Here is a 16,215-nt window from a genome sequence, read left to right as displayed (position 1 = left end):
AGCTAAGGAGGAATAATACAACGAGACGGATGGTGAGACATGACCCTTTATAGGATTATCGATCGCTTCGCTCTTGTTCTGGCTTTGTTGTCGTTCTGCTTGTTTTTTGTGATGCAGGAACTCGAGACCGCGATTTCCATGTTGGCGCTCTGGCCATTGACCCGGGCTGCCGTGCTTGTAGTCGACGTTTTCTTCACGTTCTTTACAGAGCGACCGCTCATCAAGGTGGTCGGGGACTCCGAAAATCGTTTGAGGGACTGACCGCGCAGGGATGACCGCGGAGGTTTGAAGCGGACCCGCCGCCGGATAGGCCGGCCGATGAGGTCGCGTGAGATGTACAACGCCCGCGGATCCCGTCAGGCACGGCTCCGGCCCGCTAACCGAAGCGGCTCGCGTCCCGCCGGAGTGGCTCAGGGGTCCGCCTGCGGTTCTGAACAATCCGAAATATACGCTGCGGTGACCGCCTTTGCATCACGTGCGGCCCGATCGAGCGGCACGCCGTTCGCGAGGGCGGCGGCGAGGGCCGACGCGAAGGTGCAGCCGGTTCCCCGGCGCGTCCGGCCCTGGCGCGGGGCGTGGAACGTCCTCATGCCCGCGGCCGAGAACAGCCAGTCGCAGGCGTCCTCTCCGTCATCGTGCCCCCCCTTCAGGAGAACCGCACCGGCGCCGAGCGCGAGCAGCGCCTTGGCCTGCCGTGTGCGCTCCTTGTCGTCGCGCGCGGGTGGGCGTCCGGTCAGCAGCGCCGCTTCGGGCAGGTTCGGGGTGACGACCGTGGCAAGCGGGAGGAGCGATGCGATCAGCGCCTCCCGCCCCGGTTTGTCGAGAAGGGCGGCGCCGGAGGAGGCGGCGAGGACGGGGTCGAGGACGACCGGGATGCCGCGGGGCAGGGCCGCCACGACGGCGGCGACGGTGTCCGCGCCGCCGAGCATGCCGATCTTCACCGCATCGACAGGCCCCGCGTCGAAGGCCGCCGTGATCTGTGCCGAGAGGAGCGCGGGCGCCACGATCTGACAGGCCGTGACTTTCCGGTCGGTCTGCGCGGTCACCGCCGTCAGCGCGACCCGTGCGGTGCAGCCGAGCGTGGACAGCACGGCGAGGTCGCGCGCCGCCCCGGCGCCGCAGCCGGAATCGAATCCGGCGATGACGAGCACGGTCTTCATGCGCTGCGGCCCCCGGTCACCGCGTGGCCTCGATCCAGTGGCGTGTCCGCGCCTCGGGGTCCGGCGCGCGGAGGATGTCGGTCACGACCGCCGCGCTGTCGGCGCCGGCGGCGAAGACGCCGGGCAGGCGGTCGGGCGTGAGGCCGCCGATGGCGACGAGCGGCAGCGCGCCGATCCGGCGCTTCCACTCTCGCACCCGGTCGAGCCCCTGCGGCGCCCAGGGCATCTTCTTGAGGAGCGTCTGGTAGACGGGACCGAGGGCCACATGGGCGGGATCGCAGGACAGCGCGCGCTCAAGCTCGGCCTCGTCATGGGTCGAGATCCCGAGCCGGAGCCCGGCGCGGCGGATCGCGGGGAGGTCGGCGGTGTCCAGATCCTCCTGCCCGAGATGGACGAAGCCGGCGCCGAGGTCGATCGCCTCCCGCCAGTGATCGTTGATCACCAGTTCCGTGCCGTGGCTTTTGCACAGCGCGATCGCCCGCGCGATCTGGGCGGCGCGGTCGGGCGCGTCCTTGAGGCGCAGTTGCACCAGCCGGACGCCGAGCGGGACCAGCCGCGCCAGCGTCTCGGCGTCCGGGACGATCAGGTAGAAGCGGTCCATCAGGCGAGCTCCGCCATGCCGAAGACCGGGGTCGAGGGCCGCGCCATGTCGCGCGGCGGCATCAGGCCCGCGAGATGCGCGGCACGGCCCGCCTCGACGGCGAGCGCGAAGGCGCGGGCCATCGCGACCGGATCGGCGGCCTTGGCGACGGCGGTGTTGAGGAGCACCGCGTCATAGCCCATCTCCATCGCCTCGGCCGCCTGGCTCGGCGCGCCGAGCCCGGCGTCGATCACCAGCGGCACGCCCGGAAACGCCGCCCGCATCGCCCGGAGCCCCTCGCGGTTGCGCAGGCCCTGGCCGGAGCCGATCGGCGCGCCCCAGGGCATCAGCACCTCGCAGCCCGCCGCGAGCAGGCGTTCGCCGGCGATCAAGTCCTCGGTCGTGTAGGGAAAGACCGCGAAACCGTCGGCGGCGAGGATCCGCGCCGCCTCGACGAGGCCGAAGACATCGGGCTGCAGCGTGTCGGCATGGCCGATCACCTCGAGCTTGATCCAGTTGGTGCCGAAAAGCTCGCGCGCCATGTGGGCGGTCGTCACCGACTCCTTCACGCTGTGGCAGCCGGCGGTGTTGGGCAGGATCCGGCAGCCCGAGGCGCGGATCAGCTCGCGGAAGGCGCCGCCGCCCGGCCCTTCGCGGCGGAGCGAGACGGTGATGACCTCGGCCCCGGCGGCGGATATGGCCTCGGCGAGGATTGCGGGCGACGGGTATTGCGCCGTGCCGAGCAACAGGCGCGAGGAAAGCGCGGTGCCGTAGAGCATCTCAGCCTCCCTGCATCGGCGACAACACTTCGACCTTCACACCGTCGGTGAGCGTGGTCGCGGCGCGGCAGGGGACCGGCACGAAGACGCCGTCGAGCGCGGTGGCGACGGCGCGAGGCGGGTAGCCCTGCTCCTCGACAAGCTCGGCCAGCGTCGTCGCGCGGACCTCGACGGGCTCGCCGTTCAGTTCAAGACGCATGGCGGGTCTCCTGGTAAAGCGTGGCGGCCAGTTCCCCGGCGAGCGCGGGGGCGAGGAGGAAGCCGTGGCGGTAAAGGCCGTTGAGGTGGATCCGGCCGTTCCGCTCGACGATCCGGGGGATGTTGTCGGGATAGGCCGGGCGCAGGCCGGCGCCGATCTCGATCACGCGGGCCTCGGCGAAGGCGGGGTGGAGCGCGTAGGCGGCCGACAAGAGCTCCATCGTGGCGCGGGCGGAAATCGGGCCGGGATCGTCGCTCTCGACCATCGTGGCGCCGATGAGGAAGCGGCCGCCCGCGCGCGGGACGACGTAGCAGGGAAAGCGCGGATGGAGGAGCCGGACGGTGCGGGTGAGCGTCACCTCGGGCGCCTCCACGAGAAGCATCTCGCCCCGGACCGCGCGCAGTTCGGGCAGGGCGTCGCGCGCCGCGAGGCCGCGGCAGTCGATCACCTGACCGCGCGGTTCCGCATCAGTGCCGAGGCGCAGCGCGACGCCCATCGCGGCGAGCCGCGCCCTGAGCGCGGCCAGAGCCGCGCGCGGGTCCATATGCGCCTCGTCGGCATAGTGGAGCCCTTCGGCGAAACGCCCGGCGAGGTCGGGCTCGAGGCTGCCGGGATCGGCGGGCGCGTGGCCCCTTGTGGCGCGGGCGAAGCGGGCCAGTTCGGCGCGGTCGCGCGGCGGGGCGACGACGAGCGTGCCGCGCCGGACGACGCCCGGCACGCGCGCCGCCCACCAATCGACCGCGCGGCGACCGTTTTCGACGACGCAAAGGGGCGCGCTCTCGCCCTCGCAGAAGGGCGCGAGCATGCCGCCGGCATACCAGGAGGCGCCCTGCGGATCGGGCGCGGGGTCGATCACCTCGACCCGCGCGCCGCGTTCGGCCAGCATCGTCGCGGCGCAAAGCCCCGCGACGCCGGCCCCGAGGACCGAGAACATCATTCCGCGACGTCCAGGTACAGTTCGCCGCCCTCGCGGAACTTCTCGGCCATCCGCGCCATGCCGGCGGCCTTCTCGGCCTCGGCGCGGATGTCGTGGCTGATCCGCATCGAGCAGAATTTCGGCCCGCACATGGAGCAGAAATGCGCGACCTTGTGCGCCTCCTTCGGCATCGTCTCGTCATGGAAGGCGCGTGCGGTGTCGGGGTCGAGCGAGAGGTTGAACTGGTCCTCCCAGCGGAATTCGAACCGGGCGCGGGACAGCGCGTCGTCGCGCGCCTGCGCGCCGGGATGGCCCTTGGCGAGGTCGGCGGCATGGGCGGCGAGCTTGTAGGTGATCACGCCGGTCTTCACGTCGTTGCGGTCGGGCAGGCCGAGATGCTCCTTCGGCGTGACGTAGCAGAGCATCGCGGTGCCGAACCAGCCGATCATCGCGGCGCCGATGGCGCTGGTGATGTGGTCGTAGCCCGGCGCGATGTCGGTCGTGAGCGGCCCGAGCGTGTAGAAGGGCGCCTCGTGGCAATGCTCAAGCTGCTTGTCCATGTTGGCCTTGATCTTGTGCATTGGCACGTGGCCCGGCCCCTCGATCATCACCTGGCAGTCCTTGGCCCAGGCGATCTTCGTCAGCTCCCCGAGCGTTTCCAGTTCGGCGAACTGTGCCGCGTCGTTGGCATCCGCGATCGAGCCGGGGCGCAGGCCGTCGCCAAGGCTGAAGCTGACGTCATAGGCCCGCGCGATGTCGCAGATCTTGTCGAAATGCTCGTAAAGGAAGCTCTCGCGGTGATGGTGCAGGCACCACTTGGCCATGATCGAGCCGCCGCGGCTGACGATGCCGGTCACCCGGCTCGCGGTCATCGGGATCATGTGGAGCCGCACCCCGGCATGGATCGTGAAATAGTCGACGCCCTGCTCGGCCTGTTCGATCAGCGTGTCGCGGAACACCGCCCAGTTCAGGTCCTCGGCGATGCCGCCGACCTTCTCCAACGCCTGGTAGAGCGGCACCGTGCCGATCGGCACCGGCGCGTTGCGCAGGATCCAGTCGCGGATGTTGTGGATGTTGCGGCCCGTCGAGAGGTCCATGACCGTGTCGGCGCCCCAGCGGATCGCCCAGACCATCTTGTCGACCTCCTCCTCCATCGAGGAGGTGACGGCGGAGTTGCCGATATTGGCGTTGATCTTCACGAGGAAGTTGCGGCCGATGATCATCGGCTCGAGCTCGGGGTGGTTGACGTTCGCGGGGATGATCGCGCGGCCGGCGGCGATCTCGCGGCGGACGAAGTCGGGGGTCACGAGGTCGGGGATCGACGCGCCGAAATCCATCCCGTCGCGGGCGGCGTGCCAGGCCTCCATGCGGCCGAGGTTCTCGCGGATTGCGACGAACTCCATCTCGGGGGTGATCACGCCGGCGCGGGCGCTCGCCATCTGCGTGACCGCGCGGCCGTCCTTGCCGCGCAGCGGCTGGCGGCGGGAGGGGAAGGCCGGCACCAGCCGCGCGCCCTCGGCAAAGCCGTTGTCGGCGGCGGTGACTTCGCGGCCCGCGTAGGCTTCGAGGTCGTCGCGGGGTGCGAGCCAGTTGCGGACGACGGGCAGGCCCGTCGCGATGTCGGTCGCGGTGGCGGGATCGGTGTAGGGGCCGGAGCTGTCGTAGACCGTCAGCGACGCCTCGCCGCCGCCGACCGCGATCCGCCGCATCGGCACGCGGATGTCATGGATCTGGCCGGGGACATGGATCTTGCAGGAAGCGGGCAGGGCGCCGGTGGTGATCCGGGGCGGAGTGGTGGGCGTGGTCATGGCGTCTCCTCAAGTGCACTCGATGAGACCCAAGCAACACATGAGGCAGAAAGGGACCGCTTCGGCCCGGTTGGCGGGCCACACGGCCCAAAGAGGCCGGATGGCACCCTTCGGTCTTCCTACGCCAGCATCAACTGGGTCAGGTTCAAAGGGTCGCGTCACCGCATGGTCGCCCATGCTGTCAGCCTCTCAGTCCCCTAGGCGGGACTCCCCTGACGTATCGGCACGTTATGCGCGTCGCCGAGCGGGCGTCAAGCGCCGTCGTGCGGGCTCGCGCGCCCGGTTCCGCTCCGTCGTCGGATGACGATGGTGCGGGGCTTGGCGGCGCGGATCGAGAGGAGCAGGGCAAGGGTCAGTGGCAGGAGGAACATGACCCGCGCGCCGTACCGGTGCGCCGGCTCGGACAGGCCGCCGCAGACCGCGGCGTTCACGACGATGCCGAAGAGAACCAGAACCGTCATCGTGCGAAGTTCCGCCGGCCTGCGGCGGTCGAGGCACATGCCGGCAAGGGCGAGCGCGGACAGTAGGTAGACCGTGCCGTGGAGCCACGCGAGGGGCGCGAGCCATTGGCGATCCGGGCCGGACAGGCGGCCCGCGCCCAGACCCGCGGATGGCCCGCTTGGGTCGGGCATGGCCAGAAGCGCCTCGGTGGGGATGGTCATGTCGATGCGGAAATAGCCGATCTGGGTCGCCACGTTGCGCAGCAGCGCCAAGACGAGGCCTGCGGGGGCGCTCCGCGCGACATCCGCGAGGAACCGCAACTGTTCGTGCGATATCGCCTGCTGCGTCTCGACCGGTAGGCGGCGCAGGGAGCCGAGTTCCCGGCTCTGGGCGAAGATGATGTTCGGGGCATCGAACCGCTTCGGGTCCGCGCCCGCCTGCAGCGCGTCGAAGAGCGCGCAGGTCGCTAGGTCCGGGTCCGGGCAGTGCGCGGCGAGATAGCGGCGTCCGGGGCCGTCGTCGATGAGCCGCGCGGTAACGAAGGGCAGGTAGTGGGCGGTCTTCTTCTCGAACCGCTCGACCGCGTAGCCGAAGACCAGCCGCTCGGCAACGCCGGTCCCGACGAGGAGCCCGATGAGGCCGAGGGCGGTCCACCACCGGCGGCCCGCCGTCGCGGGCGAAAGCAGGAGTCCGACGGGCAGGATCACCGCGGCCATCAGGAGGTGCGACGGATGGACGAGGATGGCCGCGAGCGCGAGCGCGGTCGCGGCCAGTCGGTCGATCCGGTCCATCCGTGGCCAGAAAGCGCAAAGTGCCGCGAGCATCAGGATCAGGACCGGCGCGAAGATGTCCGGCATCAGGAACGCGACATAGAACGGCGCCGATCCGAGGCAGGCCGCGGCGAGCGCGACCGCGGTCAGGTTCGGGGGATGCGGCGCGACAGCGTCCACCGGGCGGAGCTGCCGGACGACGACCCGGACCGCGAGCCAGAGCAGGCCGAGGTTGAGCAGGATCATCCCGCCGGGGCCGGCCGCCCGGATCATGCCCGCGAGCAAGAGGGCGTAGATCGCCGAGCGGCTGGCGTTGACGACACGGTCCTGTGCGGGGGCCGAGCCGGGCTCCGCTCCGGCGCCTGCCGGTGTGGCCGTTGCCGGGGCGTCCGCGGGCAGGCCGAGCGACGAAAGGATGCTCTCGCCCTGTTCGAGAAAGCCGATGGTGTCGTAGTAGAAAAGCGGCGGCCCGTTGGCGAGCCAGACCGAAAGGCAGAGCGCGGCGGCAAGGAGACTCCAGAGCGCGCGGCGCGTCGTCTCCGACGCCGGAGCGGTCCTGTCCTTGCTCCTTCGGACCATGTGTCTGCGGTTCCCGGCGGTCATCGGTGCGGCCTTGCGGGTTGCCTCGAACGGGTAGCACCGACTGCCGTCAGATGCGTATGCCATTATCGGGGAAAGGTTTTGCGGCGGGCAAGTGGTCTCGGGGGGCGCACAGCGGTTTCCGGACGCGACATGGCAAACGGGAAAGACGCCTGTTCCGGAAACGTGCCCATGCGTGTACCATCGGCGCACAATCCGTCGCGATTCTTAAGGGGTCGCGACCTCCGGCCAGACTGGGACGGGCGCGAATGCAGGATCGGTTGACCACTGCCCCGAAGCGCCCGGCGATCCCGGATCGGATCGCGTGTTTGGGCCATGTCGTGTCAGTTGGTGCGGAGAGGGCGTGTGGTTGCCCCGGCGAAGGAAAGGGGCGGCGATGCGGCTTCTTGTGACCGGCAGCGAGGGTCTCGTGGGGCGCTGGTTTTCGGACGCGCTTCGAGCGGGCGGGCATGATGTCGTCGATTACGACATCCTGCTCGGAGACGACATTCGCGACCTCGGTGCCCTCGACCACGCGATGCGCGGCTGCGAGGGGGTTGTCCATCTGGCGGCGATATCCCGCGTCATGTGGGGCGAAACCCATCCGCGTCTTTGCCACGAAGTCAACGTCGGCGGGACAGCTTCCCTCCTGGCGGCCGTGGCCCGGCAGCGCCAGGCGCCCTGGCTCCTCTTCGCCAGCTCGCGCGAGGTTTACGGCGATCCCTTGTTCTTGCCGGTGATGGAAGGCGCGGCGATCCGCCCGGTCAATCACTACGGCCGCAGCAAGGTCGAGGGCGAGCTTCTCGTCGAGGCCGCCCGAGCCACCGGGCTGCACTGCGCGATCCTCCGGCTCTCTAACGTCTACGGTGGCTTGAACGACCATCCGGACCGTGCCGTGCCATCGTTCCTGTGGCGCGCGCTCGCGGGCGAGGAGCTGCAGGTTTCGGGCTCCGACATGGTGCTCGACTTCGTCCATGTCGAGGATTGCGTGAAGGGGCTGATGACCGCGGCACGGATGCTCTCGGATGGCGCCGCATCGCTGCCGACCGTGCATCTGGCGAGCGGGGTGCCGACGACGCTACTCGACCTCGCCGAGACCGCGGTCGACACCGCAGGCTCCGCATCGACCGTGAAGGTGGCGGACAGGCGGAGCTACGACGTGCGCGGTTTCGTCGGCGATCCCTCCCGCGCCCTGGAAGTTCTGGGCTGGCGCGCCGGGATCACGCTCGACGCTGGCCTGCGGCGGTTCCGGGACGACATGATCGCGCGCGGCCGGCCGCTCGCGGCGGTGCCGGTGCCGGTCGCCGTGCCGCTCGGTGTGGCCGGTGAACGCCGGAATGTTTTGAGTGGTGCATTGGATTGAGGGTCGGCGCGAATTGAGTTCAGGACATTACGGAATGGCGCCGGCAGCGGGTCGCCGCGATCCGCGTGACGCCTGTCGGCCGGATCGGCGCCGATAGGCCGATGGCGACCCGGATCCTCGATATCGGAATTGCCGAGGCGGGCGGGGAATGGACCGGTCTCGACGGCTACGACCGGGCGCTCTTCCTGATCCGGCTCGGTGCCCGGCCGCTTGGCATGGTGACGGTGCCGGTTCGCGACGGGGCGGTCGCGCGCGGCACTGTTCACCGCGCGATCGGCCCGGCGATCCGCCGCGAGCTGGCCGTGGAACTGGCGCGCCGCTCCCATTTTTCGCCGCCACAAGGGTCGGTCCGCTCGGCGACCATCGCGATCTGCACGCGGGATCGGCCGGACGATCTGAGCCGCGCGCTCGCCGCTCTGACGTCATTCGCGGATCTCGGCCAGGAGATCCTCGTCGTCGACAACTGCCCGTCCACGGAGGCGACCCGCCAGCTGGTCGCCGGCTTCCCGTCGGTCCGCTATGTGCTCGAACCGGTCAAGGGCCTCGACAACGCCCGCAACCGGGCACTGACGGAGGCGCGCGGCGAGGTCGTTGCCTTCATCGACGACGATGCCGTGGCCGAGGCGGGCTGGCTCGATGCGCTGCTCAGAGGCTTCGAGGACCCGCGCGTCGCCTGCGTGACCGGCCTGACGATGCCGCTGGAACTGGAGACCGAGGCGCAGGAGGTGTTCGAAGCCCTCGCCGGGTTTTCACGGCGGGGCTTCGCTCGCAGGACGTTCTCCTCGCCGCCGACCCATCCGCTCGCGACCGGAGGCATCGGCGCGGGTGCCAACATGGCGATCCGCCGCGACCTTCTGCACTCGATCGGCCCGTTCGACCCGGCGCTGGATGCTGGAACGCCGACGAAGTCGGGGGGCGACCACGAATACATGACCCGCATCCTGCGCGCCGGCCACCACATCGTCTACGAGCCGGGCGCGGTCAACTGGCACCGCCATCGCCGGAGCTGGGAGGAGCTCGTCGCGACCATGCAGGGCTACGGCGTCGGGGTCTATGCCGGATGGACCCGCGCGTTCCTCGTCGACCACGACTGGGGCGTGTTCCGCCGCGCGCTGGGCTGGTTCCGCCACGAACAGCTGCCGGCACTGGTCCGCGCGACCTTTGCCCCCTCGACCGACCGGCCGCGCGACCTTCGCTGGGCGGAGCTGCGGGGCTGCTGGCAGGGCCCCTTCGCCTATCTCCGGGCGCGGCGGCAGGCAGCGGGCGGAGCGACACTTGACTGAGCCGCGGCCGGAGATCAGCGTCGTCATCCCGACCCATGCGCGCCGCGGCCAGCTTCTGCGCACGCTCGAGGCGCTGGAGCGCCAGAGCCTGGAACCGTCGCGGTTCGAGGTCATCGTCGCGCTCGACGCGGCCGCCGACGGGACCGCCGCCGCGCTCGCGGAGCGCGGCTGGCGGTTCGATCTGCGCCAGGCCGAATCCGCGCGGCGCGCGGCGGGCGCCGCCCGCAATGCCGGCGCGGCGATCGCGCGGGCCGGGCGTCTGGTCTTTCTCGACGACGACATCATCGTCGGCGCCGGTTTCCTCGCGGCGCATCTTCGGGTGGCGGGCGATGACCCGGCCGTTGTCGTGGTCGGGCAGTCGGCCCCGGCCATCGCCGGGGACGGGCTCTTCGCCGAGGCGCTGCGGCGGTGGTGGACCGACCGGTTCCATGCGCTGTCGGCGCCGGATCACCGGTTCGCCTATTCCGACGTCATGAGCGGCAACCTCTCGATTGACCGTGCCCCGTTCGAGCGCCTTGGCGGCTTCGATACGACCCTCGATTGCCGGGAGGACTACGAGCTCGGCTACCGGCTGGTCGCGGCGGGAGCGAGGATTCGATACGCGGCCGACGCGCACGGCCTGCATCACGACACGAGCGATCTGCGGCGGAGTTTCGACCGGGCCCGCGCGGAAGGGCGGGCCGATGTTGCCATCGCGCGCAAGCATCCCGAGCTGTTTCCCTTCCTGCTCGCCGCCGAGATGACGGCGCCGGGCGTCCGGGCATGGCTTTTGCGCCAGTCGGTGTTCCGGCTGGCCGGGCCGGCGCGGCTCGCGGCGGCGGGGCTGGGCGCGCTCCTGCCGGTCTTCGAGGCGGCCGGGCTTCGCCGCACCTGGCACCGGGGCAGCCGCATGGTGCGGACCCATGCCTATCATCGCAGCGTGGCCGAGGCTCTTGGCGGGCAGCGCGAGCTTGATGCGCTCGCCGGGCGCGCGGCCGAGGCGGCGCGGGCGCAGGTGCCGCCGGTCCTCGGGATCGAGCTCTCCGGGGGCATCGAGGCCGTGCGGCGGCAGTTCGTGGAGAGCGGCCCCCTCGCGTTCGAGCTGCGGCTCGGGGGCAAGCCCGTTGCGCGGGTCGGCGCGCAACCCGGCCTCGTGGTGCCGGGTCTGCGGCAGTTCGATGCCGCTCTGGACGCGCGCATCCGCGACTGGGCGCCCGGTGTCATGGCGGCGGAGCGGATGCCGCCCCTGCCGGATGAGCCGCTGGAGGCGCAGGGGGATCCGGCCGAGCGTGACGCGGATGCCGGGACGGCGCTGGCGGAGCTTGACCTCGCCGACTGGCGCTTCACGCCCCGAGGCGGCGGGGCCGGTTATCCCCTGCGCGTGCTGGTGCGCCGCGGTGCCCGGCCCCTCGGCTGGATTTCCCTCGATGAGCCGCCGCCGGCGGGGGCGCTCATGGTTGCGCTGCGGGACGGCGTGGTGCGCGATGCGGCGATCTGCGAGCGGTTTTTGGCGGATGCGGTGACCGCCACGGCTCCGGGGCCCGATCCCGTGCCGCTTACGGTGGTGGTCTGCACGCGCGACCGGACTGAGCGGCTGCAACGGTGCCTCGCCGCGATCGCGGGGCTGGACCATCCGGATTTCGAGGTCATTGTCGTCGACAACGCGCCGGCCACGGAGGCGACGGCGCGGCTCGTCGCGGCGCTGCCATCGGTCCGCTACGTCCGCGAGGACCGGCCGGGCCTCGACTGGGCGCGCAACCGCGGACTTGCCGAGGCGCGGACCGACATCGTAGCCTTCACCGACGATGATACGGAGGTGGACCGGCATTGGCTTTCGGGCATTTCGGCCGCATTCGCCGACCCGGAGGTCGCGGCGGTGACGGGGCTGGTCCTGCCGATGTCGCTCGGGACGGCGGCGGAGCGTTATTTCGAGAATGTCTATGGTGGCATGGGCAAGGGATTTGACCCGGTGACCTGGCGCCGGACGGACCTCAGCCCGCGCGCGATGCTCTGGGCCAACCGCTTTGGCGTCGGCGCCAACATGGCGTTCCGCCGCTCGGCGCTGAACGGGATCGGCGGCTTCGACCCGGCGCTGGATGTCGGCACGGCGACCCGCGGCGGCGGCGATCTCGAGATGTTCCACCGGGTCGTGCGCCGTGGTGGCGCGCTCGCCTACACGCCCTCGGCTGTCGTCTGGCACGAGCACCGGAGCGGCATGGGCGCGCTGCGCGACCAGATGCGCGACAACGGGTCGGGCTTCGCGGCCTATCTTCTCGCCGTGGGCCGGAGCCGCGCGGTCGGCCGGGCGACGCTTCTGGCCTTCGCCGTGCGCGACTGGATCTGGGGCTGGCTCCTCCGCCGTCTGATCTGGCCGCAAGGGAGCTGCCGGCGCCTCACGCTGGCCGAGCTGTCGGGCCTCTTCCGGGCTCCGGGACGATACCGGCGGGCGCGGATCACGGCGCGCCGGCAGGGGGCGACGGACGACCCGGCCGCGCCGCTCGCGGAGGGGCGCGAGGCATGAGGGTTCCGGACCGCAGGTCGATACGGCACATGCTCGACGTGATCGGCGTGCTGGTCGCGCGGGACCAGAAGGCGCGCTACCAGAGCACGGCGATGGGCGTTTTCTGGGCGGTCGTGAGCCCCGCGCTGTTCCTCATGACCTTCTATGTCCTCTTCAAGGTCATGCTGCCCCTGAACATACCCAACTACGCCTCGCACCTCTTCATCGCGCTCATCCTCTGGACCTGGTTCCAGACCACGACGATGGAGGCGGTGGGGACCATCGTCGGCAATCCCGGCCTGGTGAACCAACCGCGCTTTCCCGTCGCCGCGTTGCCGTTGGCCGCCACGGTGTCGAACTTCGTGACGCTGCTTCTCACGCTTCCGCTGCTGGTCGTGATCCTGTGGGTCGAGGGCGCGAACCTCGGGCCGGCGCTCGTCGCGCTGCCAATCCTGACGCTTTGCCAGTTCGTGTTCGTCCTCAGCATGGCCTATTTCGTCTCGGCGCTGAACGTGGTCTTCCGCGACCTGCAGTACATCGTGCCGATCCTCTTGCAGTTCGGGTATTTCACCACGCCGATCTTCTATTCCGCCGACGCCCTGCCCGAGCGCGCGCGGCAGATCCTCTCGCTCAACCCGATGCTTCAGATCATCGAGGCCCACCGCAGCGTCCTGATCTACGGCGAATGGCCGGACTGGCGCGCGATCGGCATCCTGCTCGTGGCCTCGCTCGTCCTGCTGGCGCTGACCTACCGCTTCTTCCGCGGCGCCAGTCTGCGATTCCTGGAGGAGATCTGACTCCGTGACCGCGCTGCGCGCCGAACGACTGCAAAAGAGCTTCCGCCACCAGGGTGCGGAAGCGCCGCGTACCTTCCGGCGCTGGGTCGAGGGTGGCTGGCGGACGCGACCGCGCGGCGAGATGATCCGCGCGCTCGACGATGTGAGCCTGGAGGTGGCGCCGGGCGAGATGCTTGGCGTCATCGGCCGCAACGGCGCAGGCAAGTCGACGCTCCTGCGGCTGCTCGGCGGGGTGATGCAGCCGGACCGGGGGCGGGTGATCGCCGCCGCGCCGGTCAATGGCCTCTTGGCGCTCAACACCGGCATGCATCCGGAGCTGACCGGGCGCGAGAATATCGTGATCAACGGCGTGCTCTCGGGCCTTCTCAAGGAGGAGGTCCGCGCGCGGTCCGACAGCATCATCGCTTTCGCGGAGATGCAGGACCATATCGACGACCCCGTCCGCACCTACAGCAGCGGGATGAAGGTGCGGCTCGGCTTCTCGGTCGCGGTGCATGTCGAGCCGAAGATCCTCCTGATCGACGAGGTGCTCGCGGTCGGCGACCTCGAGTTCCAGAAGAAGTGCCTGAGGCGCATCGCCGAATTCAAGGAAAACGGCTGTGCGATCGTTCTCATCAGCCATGACCTTGGACAGGTCCGGCGGGTCTGCGACCGGGTTCTGTGGCTCGACCGCGGGGCGGTCCGGGCGATCGGCGCGCCCGACAGCGTCGTCTCCGCCTATGAGGGCGAAAGCAGTGGCGTGGCCAACATGGACGGCTGGGGCGAGGTTGCGGGCGTCACCTTGCGCGACCCTGCCGGAGTGGGGATCGAGACGCTCGCGCCGGGTGCCGGCCTAACGATCGGGGTCGCGCTGCGTGCGCTGCGGCCGATTTCCCGGCCGCAAGTCGGCATCACGATCGCCGATACCTCGGGGCATGTCTGCTTCGAGGCCGACAGCCTAACCGATGGCGTCGATATGCCCGATCTCACCGGCAACGCAGACCTGTCGATCGAGATCGCGCGCCTCGATCTCACGCCGGGGCACTACACGGTCAACGTCGGCCTGCGGCCCGGCGGCAGCGACCCGTCGCAATCGAGCCACTGGAGCGCCTGTCCGCTCACCATCGCGGGCGACGCCCGTCCGAACGGCATGCTCAACCCGCCGCGGCGCTGGCAGGTCGCAGGCGGGTGACGCGCGGGCACAGGGTCAGGGCTCGGAGAGGAAGGCGAAGGGCCGCTCGCCGTTCTGGATCAGATCGCGAAGGTCGGTGCGCGGCCCGGCCCTGTCCCGAACCAGCGAGACGATCTTCTGGCGGTGCACCATGCGCAACTCGCGGGAGCGGAACCACAAGGGGTTGAGCAGGTAGGATTCCACCAGCAGCCGGGCGATGGTCCGGTAATCCCGGTTGCGCGCGAAGGCGGTCAGCAGCCATCCGTTCAGGAGCGTGCGGGCGTCGGCGAAGCAGCGACGGGGCGTGTCGGGAAACTCCGCCCGGATATCGTCCATCACCGCGCGGACGGCGTTGAGCTGCCGGCGCGGCTCGCGCTGGGACATGCCCTGCTCGACAAGCCGGTAGCCGACGAGGAAGCGCGGCACGAGAACCGGCGTCTGCCGGGCGGCGAGGCGCAGGACCAGCTTCCAGTCCTCGGCGCCCTGGACGCCGCGCACGCGCAAGGTCGGGTCGAAGCCGCCGGCCTCGGCAACCGCGGCGCGTCGAAACAGCGAGGCGCTGCCGCAGCCGACCGAGTTCAGCGTCAGGAGCCCCTCGAAGTCGTGGCGCGGCTCGTGGCGCCACGGCGGGGCCGGGATCAGGCGGTTCGCGGTGTCGACGCGAAGCAGGTAGGCATAAGCGAAGGGTGCCTCGGGATGATCGTCCAGCGCCACCTTCAGGCTCGCGAGGAAGTCCGGGTGCCAGAGGTCATCGGCGTCGAGAAAGGCGACGTATCTGCCCTTCGCCTCGTCCAGCCCGCGATTGCGCGCCGCCGCGAGGCCGCGGTTCTCCTGCGTCACCATGCGGAAGCGGGCGTCGGAGGCGAGAATGGGGGCCATGATCGCCTCAAGGTCGTCGGTCGAGCCGTCATTGACAACGATCACCTCGTAGTCGCAGCCGCGCTGGGCGCGGACGGAGCGGATCGTGTCCCGGATGGACCAGCCGGAGTTGTGCGCGGGAATGACAACGCTGATCAAGTCGCCGTTCATGCTCGATCGTCCATCTGGTCCTTGCCGGTGCCTTCGGGAAGGAATCGCGTAAGCTTTTCTAGGCGACTTCCGGCGGCCGATCCAATCCATTTCAGATCGGCCTTCGACCGGGGCGCGGTTGTCCGCTCAGGTCTGCTGCGGCGGCAGGTCGGCGCCCGCGAACCGCAGGTGGCCCTCTTTCACCCAGACCCGGCAGCCCTCGGCCCCGGCGACGGCGGAGAGCCCGGCCCCGATCGGCAGGCGCAGCCACGACCACGGTGTGAAGCCTTCGCCGCCTTCCAGGAATCCACCGTCCAGGCACAGGATCTCCAGGCCGCCGGCGGGTGCCATCTCGACCGCCGCGCCGGGTGCCCATTGCTCGATCCGGACGCATTCGCGGGCGTCTTCGTGCAGAATGGCGCTGCGCACGCCCGGCCTGCCGGGAGGCGCCTGCAGATCCAGCGCGCGCGTGTCGACCGTGACCTTCCGCCGGTCGTCGGGCGCGAACTGCCAGAGCTTGACGAATATGGTGCAGCCCGGCGCGGAGCCGGGCGTGTGGCGCGACGTCGGCGGGTTGCGGACGTAGCTGCCCGCCGGGAAGTCGCCTTGCTCGTCCTGGAACACGCCGTCGAGGACGAGGAATTCCTCGCCGCCGTCATGGGTGTGCGGCGAAAACCGGCTGCCCGGAGCGAAGCGGACAATCGTGGTCGCTCGCGCGACCTCGTCGCCGATCCGGTCGAGCATCTTGCGCTCGACGCCGGGCATCGGCGAGGGGGTCCAGTCCATCCGATTGGCATGGACCGCGACGCGGAGGCCGAAATCTGCGTTGAGTTCCATCGGGCTTCTCCCTGTGTGCCCGCACGGGGCAGGGCGCGCGCGATTGGCCGCCCGTCGCGGTGGCGC

General features: G+C 70.4%; 15 protein-coding genes and 1 riboswitch. Of the genes, 6 read left to right on the top strand and 9 right to left on the bottom strand.

Going from position 1 to position 16,215, the window contains the following annotated elements; genetic code table 11:
- The first annotated feature begins 39 nt into the window (after positions 1-39).
- Complete coding sequence (locus OM960_RS08980) at positions 40-261, top strand: hypothetical protein (protein WP_263334132.1); 222 nt, start codon at positions 40-42, stop codon at positions 259-261.
- Between the two features lie 149 nt (positions 262-410).
- Here the strand turns inward: OM960_RS08980 and thiD are convergent, their stop codons facing one another.
- From thiD to OM960_RS08945, 7 genes are all read right to left on the bottom strand, one after another.
- The gene (thiD, locus tag OM960_RS08975; protein WP_264771737.1) at positions 411-1,160 is read right to left on the bottom strand and encodes a bifunctional hydroxymethylpyrimidine kinase/phosphomethylpyrimidine kinase; all 750 of its coding nucleotides are present in this window, start codon (positions 1,158-1,160) and stop codon (positions 411-413) included.
- Between the two features lie 16 nt (positions 1,161-1,176).
- Positions 1,177-1,761, bottom strand: coding sequence for a thiamine phosphate synthase (locus OM960_RS08970; protein WP_264771736.1), 585 nt, complete (start codon positions 1,759-1,761; stop codon positions 1,177-1,179).
- Positions 1,761-2,519: a thiazole synthase gene (locus tag OM960_RS08965; RefSeq protein ID WP_264771735.1), complete on the bottom strand. Its 759-nt coding sequence runs from the start codon at positions 2,517-2,519 to the stop codon at positions 1,761-1,763. Before OM960_RS08965 ends, OM960_RS08970 begins: the two co-directional genes overlap by 1 nt.
- 1 nt (position 2,520) lies before the next feature.
- The gene (gene thiS / locus OM960_RS08960; RefSeq protein WP_263334125.1) at positions 2,521-2,718 is read right to left on the bottom strand and encodes a sulfur carrier protein ThiS; all 198 of its coding nucleotides are present in this window, start codon (positions 2,716-2,718) and stop codon (positions 2,521-2,523) included.
- Entirely contained in the window at positions 2,708-3,652 is a 945-nt protein-coding gene (locus OM960_RS08955; protein WP_264771763.1) for an FAD-dependent oxidoreductase, read from the bottom strand. Before OM960_RS08955 ends, thiS begins: the two co-directional genes overlap by 11 nt.
- Positions 3,652-5,442, bottom strand: coding sequence for a phosphomethylpyrimidine synthase ThiC (gene thiC / locus OM960_RS08950; protein WP_264771734.1), 1,791 nt, complete (start codon positions 5,440-5,442; stop codon positions 3,652-3,654). Before thiC ends, OM960_RS08955 begins: the two co-directional genes overlap by 1 nt.
- A gap of 99 nt (positions 5,443-5,541) precedes the next feature.
- A riboswitch (TPP riboswitch) is annotated at positions 5,542-5,666 on the bottom strand.
- A gap of 27 nt (positions 5,667-5,693) precedes the next feature.
- Positions 5,694-7,319: a hypothetical protein gene (locus OM960_RS08945; RefSeq protein ID WP_264771733.1), complete on the bottom strand. Its 1,626-nt coding sequence runs from the start codon at positions 7,317-7,319 to the stop codon at positions 5,694-5,696.
- A 310-nt stretch (positions 7,320-7,629) separates the two neighbouring features.
- Here OM960_RS08945 and OM960_RS08940 point away from each other — a divergent pair, with 310 nt between their 5' ends.
- From OM960_RS08940 to OM960_RS08920, 5 genes are all read left to right on the top strand, one after another.
- A complete protein-coding gene (locus OM960_RS08940; protein WP_264771732.1) occupies positions 7,630-8,595 on the top strand; it encodes an NAD-dependent epimerase/dehydratase family protein in 966 nt (321 codons plus the stop codon).
- 101 nt (positions 8,596-8,696) lie between these two features.
- Positions 8,697-9,878: a glycosyltransferase family 2 protein gene (locus tag OM960_RS08935; protein ID WP_264771731.1), complete on the top strand. Its 1,182-nt coding sequence runs from the start codon at positions 8,697-8,699 to the stop codon at positions 9,876-9,878.
- Positions 9,871-12,378 (top strand): glycosyltransferase, encoded by a 2,508-nt coding sequence (locus OM960_RS08930; protein ID WP_264771730.1) that lies wholly within the window; start codon positions 9,871-9,873, stop codon positions 12,376-12,378. The genes OM960_RS08935 and OM960_RS08930 overlap by 8 nt, the downstream gene beginning before the upstream one ends.
- Complete coding sequence (locus tag OM960_RS08925) at positions 12,375-13,154, top strand: ABC transporter permease (protein ID WP_264771729.1); 780 nt, start codon at positions 12,375-12,377, stop codon at positions 13,152-13,154. Before OM960_RS08930 ends, OM960_RS08925 begins: the two co-directional genes overlap by 4 nt.
- Before the next feature lie 4 nt (positions 13,155-13,158).
- On the top strand, positions 13,159-14,325 hold the full coding sequence (locus OM960_RS08920; protein ID WP_264771728.1) for an ABC transporter ATP-binding protein: 1,167 nt from the start codon (positions 13,159-13,161) through the stop codon (positions 14,323-14,325).
- A gap of 15 nt (positions 14,326-14,340) precedes the next feature.
- On the opposite strand, the gene OM960_RS08915 is transcribed toward OM960_RS08920, so the two are convergent.
- Both OM960_RS08915 and OM960_RS08910 read right to left on the bottom strand, forming a co-directional pair.
- Positions 14,341-15,333: a glycosyltransferase family 2 protein gene (locus tag OM960_RS08915; protein WP_264771727.1), complete on the bottom strand. Its 993-nt coding sequence runs from the start codon at positions 15,331-15,333 to the stop codon at positions 14,341-14,343.
- A 126-nt stretch (positions 15,334-15,459) separates the two neighbouring features.
- On the bottom strand, positions 15,460-16,149 hold the full coding sequence (locus OM960_RS08910) for a cupin domain-containing protein (RefSeq protein WP_263334109.1): 690 nt from the start codon (positions 16,147-16,149) through the stop codon (positions 15,460-15,462).
- Positions 16,150-16,215 lie beyond the last annotated feature (66 nt).

This window comes from Defluviimonas salinarum (assembly GCF_026013545.1).
In the GTDB taxonomy this organism is placed as follows: domain Bacteria; phylum Pseudomonadota; class Alphaproteobacteria; order Rhodobacterales; family Rhodobacteraceae; genus Albidovulum; species Albidovulum salinarum.
This window is presented reverse-complemented; position numbering and strand designations above follow the sequence as displayed.